Source organism: Streptomyces sp. NBC_00090, assembly GCF_045160815.1.
Taxonomy (GTDB): Bacteria; Actinomycetota; Actinomycetes; order Streptomycetales; family Streptomycetaceae; genus Streptomyces.
This window is the reverse complement of sequence record NZ_CP108224.1, coordinates 7996735-8006063: the sequence shown is the minus strand read 5'-3', so window position 1 is coordinate 8006063 and position 9329 is coordinate 7996735. Positions and strand designations below refer to the sequence as shown.

Sequence of the window (9329 nt, the reverse complement as noted above, 5' to 3'; positions counted from 1 at the left end):
CCGTGCGCGGGCCCCGCGAGCGGCAGTTGATCCGGCGGTACGGCAGCGGATCGGCGGCGCTGCGGCAGTCAGGCGGCAAGGGCGGGGGCAGCGGCGGCGGGGGCCTCCGCCGCCGTGGCGCCGGTCCCGTCGGCAGGGGCCAGGGCGGCGCGGACGACGCACAGCACCCGGAAGCCGGAGCGGCCGTGGTCGGTGCTGGGGCGGATGACACCGCCGATGAGCAGGGCGCGGACCATGCGGCCGCCGTCCGGGAGGGGCCTGCCGGTGAGCCGGACGACGTCGTCGAGCCCGAAGTCCGGGGCGGGGGTGTCCTGGGCGGCGCAGAGGGCGGTGAGGAGGTTCCGCTGCTCCGGCGGGAGGGCGCTGAGGGTGCGGGCGACGCGGTCGCGGAGGCGGGAGCCGCTGTGCCCGTCGGCGAGGTGGTCGAGGACGGCGGCGGGGTCGGTCTCGACGATGCCGCGCAGGGTGGGCAGGTCGCAGACGCTGAGCCAGGAGGCCGCGGCGGCGAGCGCGAGGGGGTGCCCGTCGAGGCGGTGGGCGATCCAGGCGGTGTGGGCCAGGGTCTGCTCGTCGGGGAGGAGTTCGGGCCGCATCCGGCGGAGCCGGGCGAGGAGGAAGCGTACGGCGGGCGCGTCCGCACCGGCACCGGGGGCCGCGGGGCCCGCCGGGAGGGGGGCGTCCAGGGGGGCGAGGAGGAAGAGGCGCTCGCCGGGGACGTTCCAGGGGGTGTCGGCGGTGAGGAGGAGGCGCAGGCCGGGGAGTTCGCGGCGGAGCCGGGTGAGGCGGCCGAAGTCGAACCGGGCGGTGTCGACGCCGTCCAGGACCAGCAGCGCCTCGCGGTCGCCGAGCGCGGCGGCGAGGGCGACGGGCGGCAGCTCGCCGGAGGAGGAGGGGGAGGCGGAGGAGGAGGCGCCGCCGGGTCTGTGCCCGTGGGCGGGGCCGTACGGGTCGGTGGCGGCGTACGCGGCAGACGCTCCGGCTCCCTGGAGATAGGCCGCGCAGTCCGCGACGAGGTCGGCGAGCGGGTCCTCGTCGGCCGCCGGGAGGCAGTCGGTGACGGCGCCGGGGGCGGTGTGCCAGAGGACGGGGAAGCCGCTCTCGTGCAGGCGGGCGGCGGTCTCCAGGGCGAGGCGGGTCTTGCCGACGCCGCTCAGGCCCACGATGGTGACGAGCCGCTCGGCACCGGAGCGCAGCTCCTCGGCGAGGATCGCGGCCTCGGCCTCCCGGCCGATCAGCGGGTGCAACGGGACGGGCGGGGCGCAGCGCTCCGGAAGAAGGTGCCGGCCGGCGCCGCCCTGGTGGCCCCGGGAGACGGACTCCTCCAGGGCGGCGCGGGCCCGCGGGCCGAGGCGGAGTCCGTCGGCTATCAGCCGAATCGTGTCGGCGCGGGGCCGCAGGGCCTTCCCCTTCTCCAGGTCGCGGATGGCGCGGACGCTGATGGTGGAGAGGTCGGCCAGTTCGCGCTGGGTGAGGCCGATGCGGAGGCGGTGTCCGCGGATGAGGGTGCCCGGAGCGGCGGTGGCCGTCGGCGTACCCTCGGGGGAAAGACCGGTCGTCATGGAGAGCTCCCGCGGGTCAGATGGGGGCGAGTGCCGGGAAGCTGCCTGGTCAGGGCAGCTTCCGGCGGTGTCTCGCCGGCTGCTGGGAACCATCCTCCGAATCCGCCTATCCGTGGGGCATCCCGCCGCTAACCGGCATCGGGGGCGGGTCGGGCGTCCGGGAGGTGCCCGTGATAGCGCGGCGGGGGCGTGATAGGGGTTGCGGTCCGGTGATAGCGGGGTGATAAGGCTGCGGCCGGTGCGGTGAATCCGCTCGTTCCTAAGTTGGTGTTCACAAGGAAACGCCAGCCCCGAACGAGACGGAGAGACCGATGTCGAAGACCGCCGCCGCCACCCGTACCGCCCTCCGCGCCGCCGTCACTTCCGCGCTGATCGTCCTGGTGACGGGCGCCGGCCTCCAGACCAGCTGGGCCGACGAGCCGGTCCCGGCGACGGGCACCCCGGGCACCTCCGCCACGGCGGGCACCACCGGCACCACCCCCGAGGACTGCGACCCGACCGGCACCACGGGCACGGGCACCACCGGCACGGGCACCACCGGCACCCCCACCTGCACCGAGAACAACCCCTGGGACTGACCCCGTACGACGAGGGGCGTCGCCCCTCAGCAGGCGCCGAGCAGCCGCTCCGCCTCCGTGAGTTCCCGGGCCATGCGACGGTCCCGGAAGACCTCGACCGCCGGAGTGAGCAGCTCCCGTGAGCGTCCCGGCTCCGTCGTCAGGAGCCGTGCGAGGTCAAGGCGCGCGAGCGCGCCCCCGCTAAAATCCATGATCTGCTCCCGCGCCGACACGGCGCGGTCGAAGAAGTCCCTGGCCCGGTCCGGCCGTCCCATGACGGTGAAGGCGTGGCCGAGGTCCCGCAGCAGGTGCCCTTCCCCGATGACGTCGCCGGAGTCCCGGCAGAGTTCGAGCACTTCGGTGAAGGTGAGGACCGCCAGCTCGCTCCGGCCCTGTTCGAGGAGGAGCTGGCCGACGCGCCGCAGGGTGCGTGCGCGGCCGCCGGTGTAGCCGATGCCCTCGTAGATGTCGAGCGCCTCGTCGAGCTGTCGCTGTGCGGTGTCGATCTCGCCCTGACGCATGCGGATGTGGGCGCTCTGGGTGAGGACGATCGCGCGGCCGACGACGTCGCCGGCGCGGTCGAAGTCGACGAGGGAGCGCCCGTAGAGCTCCAGTGCGGTGGTGTCGTCGCCGCCGGTGCGCGCGATGAGCGCCATGTCGCGGCGGCAGAGGGCCTCGCCCATGGGGTCGTCGAGGGCCTGGAAGACGTCGAGGGCCGAGTACAGGGCCTGGCGGGCGGTGTCGTACTGGTTGCGGCTCATGTAGAGCGAGCCGAGCGAGGCGCGGATCGCGGCGGTGCCGCGCAGGTTTCCGGCCTTGCGGACGGCGGCGAGAGCGATGCGGTGGGTCCGCTCCCAGAGGTCGTAGTGGCCGCGCACCTCGAAGAGGGTGACGAGTGAGGTGGCGAGGTCCCAGCTGAGGTCGTGGAGGCCCTCGTCGGCGGCGTGCTCGACCATGCCGCAGAGGGCGCCCTGTTCGGCGTCGAGCCAGGCGAGCGGGTCGGCGAGCGCCTCGTCGGTGTAGGCGGCCGGGGGTTCCCAGCGGGGTGCGTCGCCGTGCAGGACGGTGAAGTCACCCCCGTACACCTTGCGGTGGGCCTGCTGGGCGAGGTGCATCCAGCCGCCGGCCATGCGGGCGAAGGCGGCCTTCCGCTCCTCGGGCGGGTGCTGGACGGCGAGCTGCTCGCGGGCGTAGACGCGGATGATCTCGTGGAAGCGGTAGCGGAAGCCTCCGGTCTCCATGCCGGCGACGTCGAGCATCTGCACGTCGACGAGGGGTTCGAGGAGGTCCGAGGGGAAGGGCCGGTGGTCGTCGAGGAGGGCGCCGGCGAGCCAGCTCGGCAGGGTGGGCGCCTGGGCCATGCTGAGGAGCCGCAGCAGGCCCCGGTCGCCGGGTGCGAGTCCCTCGTAGGTGAGAGAGAGGCTGGCGCGCATGGTCATCTCGCCGTGGGCGAGTTCGTCGAGCCGGTGCCGTTCGTTGGCGAGCCGGTGGACCATGGACGCGAGGGTCCAGTGGGGTCGGGCGGCGAGGCGGGCGGCGACGATGCGCAGGGCGAGCGGGAGCTGCCCGACGGTGCGGACGAGGGCTTCGGCGGCGACGGCCTCGCCGGTGACGCGGTCCTCCCCGATGATGCGGGAGAGCAGCTCCAGCGCGCGGTCCTCGTCGAGCACGTCGAGCTCGACGCGGTGGGCGCCGGGCAGCGCGGTGAGGCGGGCGCGGCTGGTGACGAGGACGGCGCAGCCCCGGCTGCCGGGGAGCAGCGGCAGGACCTGGCCCTCTCCGGCGGCGTCGTCGAGGACGACGAGGACGCGGCGGGAGGCGAGCCTGGTGCGGTACATCTCGGCGCGCTCGTCGAGGGATTCGGGGATGAGCTGGCCCGGGATGCCGAGGGCGCGCAGGAAGCGCCCGAGGACCTCGACGGGGGTGGCGGGGGCGCCGGTGGTGCCGCGCAGGTCGCAGTAGAGCTGTCCGTCGGGGAAGCCGGTCTCGGCGAGGGCGTGGGCGACGTGCACGGCGAGGGTGGACTTGCCGGTGCCGGGCTTGCCGGTGATCGCGGCGAGCGGGACGGTGCCGCGTCCGTCGCCACCGGCGAGGGCCTTCTCCAGGGCGGCGAGGCGCTGTCCGTCGGCGACGAAGTCGGCGATGTCGGCGGGCAGTTGGTGCGGGATGGTGTCCTGGCGAACCGTTTCAGCAGCGGGCGTCGCGGGGGTCTCGGCGGATGTCGAGGTCTGCTCCGCGCGTGCCTCGGGGGCCGGTTCGGCGGGTCTCGCGGCGGGCACGGCGGAAGGCGCGGCGGCGTTCGGCGGAGGGAGTTCGCCCGCGAGGATGGCGGCTTCGAGGTCGCGGAGTTCGCGGCTGGGTTCAAGTCCGAGCTCGTCGGCGAGGTAGCGGCGGGCGGTGCGGAAGGCTTCGAGGGCCTCGGCCTGGCGTCCGGACCAGTAGAGGGCCTGGATGAGCTGCCCGTGGAGCTTCTCGCGGAGCGGGTGTTCGTGGGTGAGGCGCTGGAGTTCGCCCACGAGCCGGTCGTGGCGGCCGAGTTCGAGCTCGATGCGGATGCGGAGCTCGACGGCGGCGAGGCGTTCCTCGTTGAGCTGGCGGGCCTTGTTGGCGAGCGGGCCGCTGTCGAGTCCGGTGAGGCATTCGCCCTGCCAGAGGGTGACGGCGGACCTGAGGAGGCCGACGGCCTCCTCGGCGTCACCGCTCTCGCGCAGCGCGCGGGCGCGCTGGACGAGGCTGGTGAAGAGGGCGGCGTCGACGTTCCCGGCGTTGGTGTGCAGCACGTAGCCCGGGGGCCGGGTCACCAGGGTGACCTCACCCTCGGCGCCGGCGAGCAGCTTGCGCAGCCGGGACACGCAGATCTGCACCTGGGTACGGGCGGTCTCCGGCGGGTTGTCCTCCCAGATGAGGTCCACGAGCTGACTGGTGCTCACCACCCGGTTGCTCTCCAGGAGCAGCGCGGCGAGGATCACCTCCTGCCGGCCCGGCGGGACGCGCAGCGGCCCGGTGGCTCCCTGAACCTGGAGTGGCCCCAGCACCCGGAAGGTCAGGCGCGGCCCGCCCTGGACGTCCTCGTCCGCTAACCCACCGGCGGCAGCAGCAGCCACTGATCCCCCACCCAACAAGAAGAGTCGACACGCCAGGACCAGACCGGACCACGCCAAGATGTCAGGTTCAAGTGAGGACAGTCTCCACATCTCTTCCCGCCCTGTCCATGCCGTGAAGATCCCGGTCGGGGATAGGGAGGCGATAACGCGGAGTTGGGGAGGCGCCGCAGAATCCTGGAGCGAGAGTGAAGGGGGTTGGCACCGTTGAACAACCATGACGACCAGAGGACCGTGTGGGCCGACGGGACGGGGGCGGTGGATCTGGTGACCGCCGCGGGGATCGACCACGTACGGCTGGTCTACGACTACCTCGACGCGGGCGATCTGGACGGCTGCGCGTCCCTGCTGCACGACACCGTGATCTTCGAGCTGCCGGGTCTGCCGCCCGCCCGGGGCCGCAGCGAGGCGGTACGGGCGCACGTGGGGCACGTGCTGCCGGCGGCCCGTCACGAGGTCGATCAGCTGGTGGCGCGGGACCGTACGGTGATCGCCACGGGCCGCCGGGTCCCGGCGCCGGCGGCGGCCGTGCCGGACACGGCGGACCACCGCTTCGTCGACGTGTTCACCATCGCCCCGGACGGGATGGTCCGCACCTGTGTGCGCTACTACCACGCGGCTCCCTGACCTAGGGCGTCACGCGAAACCCCGGTTCAGCGCACCCGCCCCCGGGCCTTCAGCTGAGTCGCCGGGACATCCGGGGCCGCGAGGCGGTCGCCGTCGTAGCCCTTGACCTCGCCGAAGCGGTCGCTGGTCATCCACTCCTCGCGGGCCGTGTGGATCTCCTCGTCCGTGCGGCCCACGAAGTTCCACCACATAGCACGGGATTGCCGTTTCATCCCAGCTCAGAGGCCCGATCCACCATCCGAGGTCAGCAAAGGGTCAGCAAGACGCCCGGGAGTCAACCAACATGGCCACCACCTCGGCGGACCCGGGCCGGGGTGAGCCTGCTCGGTTCCAGCGGTCGGTCCCAAGGCCGGCGAATGTCCTCGGCAAGCGGCCTGGCGAGCCGCAGGTGGGCGTGCGCGACGAGTCGAAGCGTCGCAGGAACGCCCGCCAGCGCGGATCGACGCCGGCGGCGGTCATGTCGGTGGCGGAGGACCACAGCCACAGCGGCAGCGCCGCAGATGGCGCAGCCGCCAGCGCAGGCGGTGGGCCACGGCCGCCTCCGTCGCCAGGGCGGCCACGGCGTCGTGGACGTTCTCGTCGTCGGTCCACTCCGCGATCGTGTCGCCCCTCATGTCCACGAGGAACCGTCCGGTCTCGGTCAGCCTCGGGGACGACCGCACCACGGTGAACGTGTCGCGGGTCTGCGTCTGCGTCTGCGTCTGCGTCTGCAATCTGACGAGCTCGAACCGCGCGCGCAGCGCGGTGCGGTCCGACAGGAGGCCGGAGAGCGTGCGCGGCTGCCTGTTCATCCCACCCGGGGAGCCGTGGCGCAACCCCTTCATCGAGTTCATCGAGTCCTTCAACGGTCGCCTGCGCGACGAATGCCTCAACGTCCACCTGTTCTGGTCCCTGACCCACGCCAGGGTCACCATCGGCGACTGGAAGGAGGAGTACGACCACGACCGGCCGCGCTCATCGCTGGGCTCGAACCCCAGGTGCCTACGCTGCGATCCGCGCTAATCGCCTCTCACGCGTCTGGTGTCGTGTGCCCACATCGCGATCTCGACGCGGTTGCGTGCGCCGAGCTTGGTCATCAACGATGCGACGTGGGTCTTGACCGTGCTCAGGCTGACGAAGAGCTCGGTGGCGATCTCGGCGTTGGTCCGGCCTCGTGCCACCAGCGCGAGCACCTCCTCCTCGCGCTCGGTGAGCGGGTTGCTCGGCTGGACCGGTACCACCGGCGCCTGGTCGGCGAAGGTCGCCAGCAGCCGGCGGGTGACGTTGGGGGCGATCAGCGCGTCCCCGTTGGCCGCCGCGTGGATGGCCTGCACGAGGAGCTCCGGCCCGGCGTTCTTGAGCAGGAAGCCGCGGGCGCCGGCGCGTAGGGCGCCGAGGACGTACTCATCGAGGTCGAAGGTGGTGATCACGACGACCGCCATCGGGTCCGTCACGTCTGGCCCGGCCAGGCGCCGCGTCACCTCGACGCCGTCGAGCCCGGGCATCCGGATGTCGACGAGGAGGACATCGGGACGCAGCCGGGTCGCCAGGTCGAGCGCTGCGAGCCCGTCTGCCGCCTCCCCCACGACCTCGAGGTCGGGTTGCGCGCCGAGGATCATCACCAGCCCGGTCCGGACCAAGTCCTGGTCGTCGGCTACGACAACACGGATGCTCATGCCAACGCCGCCATCGGCAGCACGGCCTCGACCACCCAGCCACCCTCGGGCCCCGGCCCCGCGGAGAGCGATCCGCCGAGGAGCTGGGCGCGTTCGGCCATGCCCAGCAGGCCGAACCCAGGCTCCGGGGCCGGCCCCGGATCGGTCTGTCCATCGTCGCTGACACGCAGCCTGACGGCGTCGCCCTCCCGGCGTACGTCGATCGCGACGCGGGTCGCGCTCCGGGCGTGCCGTACGGCGTTGGTCAGCGACTCCTGCGCGAGCCGGTAGAGCGCGGCGTCCACGGGGCGCGCCAGCCGGGCAAACGAACCGTCCAGCGAGACCTCGACGGTAGGCGTCGTGTGGGCGCGCGCCAGAGCGGGCAGGTCCGCGACACCCAGCTGCGGTGAGTAGGCGACGGCTTCCTCCTCACGCAGCACCCGAACCATGGATCTCATCTCCTCCAGGGTTCGCGACGCTTCAGACTCGATCGCGGCCAGGACCTCGGCAGCCTTCTCGGGCTGGATGCCGGCGACCACGCCACCGGCCTGCGCCTGCACCGCGATGGCCGAGACGTGGTGGGCCACGGTGTCGTGCAGCTCTCGCGCCAGCGCCACCCGCTCCTGATTGCGGATCTCGCGCTGTTGGCGATGCCAGAGGTCCGCGCGGTAGCGGAACACCACCGCGAGGGCGACGAACAACAGCAAGAGGACGCTCCCGCCGAAAACGTCGGCCCAGCCCGCGGAGGTGGCGTACATCCCCAGCGCGACAACGACTGTCACGAACGCCGTCCCCAAGACGATCTCCCGTCCCGAGCCCCACCGCACCAGGGAGTAGAGCAGGATCACGGCGGCCATCATGGAGTAGAGGCCGAGGTCCCCGGCGTGCGCAGTCAGCTGGAGGACCGAGAGCAGCCCGGCGACCCCCCACCCGACCAGGACGGCCATGAGGGGGCGGCCCCGCCGCCAGAGCAGGGCAGGCATCAGCGCCAGGGCGAGCACCGTCACAAGTGGTCGCCAGGCCAAGCCCGGCCGAACGATGCCCTCGACCAAGGCGGCGGCCGTGAACACGCCCACCAGCAGCCAGTCCAGACGACCGATGGGTGGGGCGTCAGCAGGCCGCGGCTCATGCCAGACGGAGCGCCGAAAAGTGACCATGGCTCCAGCCTAGGCATCGTCGCGACTCGGCGTATCCGCCGAAAGAACGAGAGAGAGACCATGCCATCGGCCAGGCGAACCCAAGCCCCCGGGCCGAGGCGCCCGCCGCCGGGCTCAGCGATCGTGGACCTACCGATCCTCACCGCAACAACGGAGCCCACCATGAGAACACGTCAACCCACCAGCGCCACACTGGAAGACCAGCGGATCCCGCTGAGAGCCAAGCTCGCCGCGACGTGGACAGCCTTCATGTTCCTCTACGCCTACGTGGACATTCTCAACTTCTTCACGCCCGGCGTCATCAAGGACATCCTCGACGGCAAGGTCTTCGAGTTCGACCTCTCCCAGACCTTTTCGACCACGGCGCTGGCCCTCATGGCCATCCCAATCTTTATGGTCGTCCTGTCGACGACGCTGCCCGCCCGGGCGAACCGCATCACGAACCTCATCGTGGCCTCGCTCTACGTCCCCGTCACGGCGTTCAACGCGGTGGGCGCGTCCTGGCTGTACTTCTACGGCCTTGGCATCGCACTGGAATTGATCCTTCTCGCCCTCATCGTGCGGTACGCCTGGACCTGGCCCCGTACCGTCGGCGACCACGGGGACCAGCCCGGACCGTGAAACCGTTCGCCCCCAGCCACAAGCGTCGAATCCCTGCCTGCAACGACAGCACCCGGAACCGTGTGTTGATTAT

General features: G+C 72.3%; 8 protein-coding genes and 3 pseudogenes. 4 read left to right on the top strand and 7 right to left on the bottom strand.

What is annotated here, in order from left to right:
- Positions 1-68: 68 nt before the first annotated feature.
- Positions 69-1559 (bottom strand): helix-turn-helix domain-containing protein, encoded by a 1491-nt coding sequence (locus OG361_RS35665; RefSeq protein ID WP_405860257.1) that lies wholly within the window; start codon positions 1557-1559, stop codon positions 69-71.
- Positions 1560-1870: 311 nt separating this feature from the next.
- On the opposite strand from OG361_RS35665, the gene OG361_RS35660 reads away from it, so the two are divergent.
- Positions 1871-2137, top strand: coding sequence for a hypothetical protein (locus tag OG361_RS35660; RefSeq protein ID WP_405860255.1), 267 nt, complete (start codon positions 1871-1873; stop codon positions 2135-2137).
- A gap of 26 nt (positions 2138-2163) precedes the next feature.
- Here OG361_RS35660 and OG361_RS35655 read toward each other — a convergent pair whose 3' ends face one another.
- The gene (locus tag OG361_RS35655; RefSeq protein ID WP_405862626.1) at positions 2164-5151 is read right to left on the bottom strand and encodes an AfsR/SARP family transcriptional regulator; all 2988 of its coding nucleotides are present in this window, start codon (positions 5149-5151) and stop codon (positions 2164-2166) included.
- Between the two features lie 273 nt (positions 5152-5424).
- Between OG361_RS35655 and OG361_RS35650 the strand changes: the two genes are divergently transcribed.
- The gene (locus OG361_RS35650) at positions 5425-5844 is read left to right on the top strand and encodes a nuclear transport factor 2 family protein (RefSeq protein ID WP_405860253.1); all 420 of its coding nucleotides are present in this window, start codon (positions 5425-5427) and stop codon (positions 5842-5844) included.
- Between the two features lie 26 nt (positions 5845-5870).
- On the opposite strand, the pseudogene OG361_RS35645 reads toward OG361_RS35650, so the two are convergent.
- From OG361_RS35645 to OG361_RS35635, 3 genes and pseudogenes are all read right to left on the bottom strand, one after another.
- A pseudogene (locus OG361_RS35645) lies at positions 5871-6035 on the bottom strand (pirin family protein); the annotation flags it as partial.
- A 101-nt stretch (positions 6036-6136) separates the two neighbouring features.
- A pseudogene (locus tag OG361_RS35640) lies at positions 6137-6339 on the bottom strand (transposase); the annotation flags it as partial.
- The gene (locus tag OG361_RS35635) at positions 6300-6635 is read right to left on the bottom strand and encodes a hypothetical protein (RefSeq protein ID WP_405862747.1); all 336 of its coding nucleotides are present in this window, start codon (positions 6633-6635) and stop codon (positions 6300-6302) included. The pseudogene OG361_RS35640 and the gene OG361_RS35635, both read right to left, overlap by 40 nt.
- Between OG361_RS35635 and OG361_RS35630 the strand changes: the two are divergent.
- Positions 6622-6846: pseudogene (locus OG361_RS35630) on the top strand (transposase); the annotation flags it as partial. The gene OG361_RS35635 and the pseudogene OG361_RS35630 overlap by 14 nt on opposite strands.
- On the opposite strand, the gene OG361_RS35625 reads toward OG361_RS35630, so the two are convergent.
- Positions 6843-7499, bottom strand: a complete 657-nt coding sequence (locus OG361_RS35625) for a response regulator (protein WP_405860251.1) — start codon at positions 7497-7499, stop codon at positions 6843-6845. The pseudogene OG361_RS35630 and the gene OG361_RS35625 sit on opposite strands and share 4 nt — an antisense overlap.
- A complete protein-coding gene (locus OG361_RS35620) occupies positions 7496-8635 on the bottom strand; it encodes a sensor histidine kinase (RefSeq protein WP_405860249.1) in 1140 nt (379 codons plus the stop codon). Before OG361_RS35620 ends, OG361_RS35625 begins: the two co-directional genes overlap by 4 nt.
- A 162-nt stretch (positions 8636-8797) precedes the next feature.
- Here OG361_RS35620 and OG361_RS35615 point away from each other — a divergent pair, with 162 nt between their 5' ends.
- The gene (locus OG361_RS35615) at positions 8798-9256 is read left to right on the top strand and encodes a DUF6326 family protein (RefSeq protein ID WP_405860247.1); all 459 of its coding nucleotides are present in this window, start codon (positions 8798-8800) and stop codon (positions 9254-9256) included.
- Positions 9257-9329: the final 73 nt, after the last annotated feature.

What these genes read in the sequence shown, in the direction of transcription:
- OG361_RS35665 (WP_405860257.1), bottom strand. Translation starts at nt 1,559, where the DNA reads ATGACGACCGGTCTTTCCCCCGAGGGTACGCCGACGGCCACCGCCGCT.
- OG361_RS35660 (WP_405860255.1), top strand. Translation starts at nt 1,871, where the DNA reads ATGTCGAAGACCGCCGCCGCCACCCGTACCGCCCTCCGCGCCGCCGTC.
- OG361_RS35635 (WP_405862747.1), bottom strand. Translation starts at nt 6,635, where the DNA reads ATGAACAGGCAGCCGCGCACGCTCTCCGGCCTCCTGTCGGACCGCACC.
- OG361_RS35625 (WP_405860251.1), bottom strand. Translation starts at nt 7,499, where the DNA reads ATGAGCATCCGTGTTGTCGTAGCCGACGACCAGGACTTGGTCCGGACC.
- OG361_RS35620 (WP_405860249.1), bottom strand. Translation starts at nt 8,635, where the DNA reads ATGGTCACTTTTCGGCGCTCCGTCTGGCATGAGCCGCGGCCTGCTGAC.
- OG361_RS35615 (WP_405860247.1), top strand. Translation starts at nt 8,798, where the DNA reads ATGAGAACACGTCAACCCACCAGCGCCACACTGGAAGACCAGCGGATC.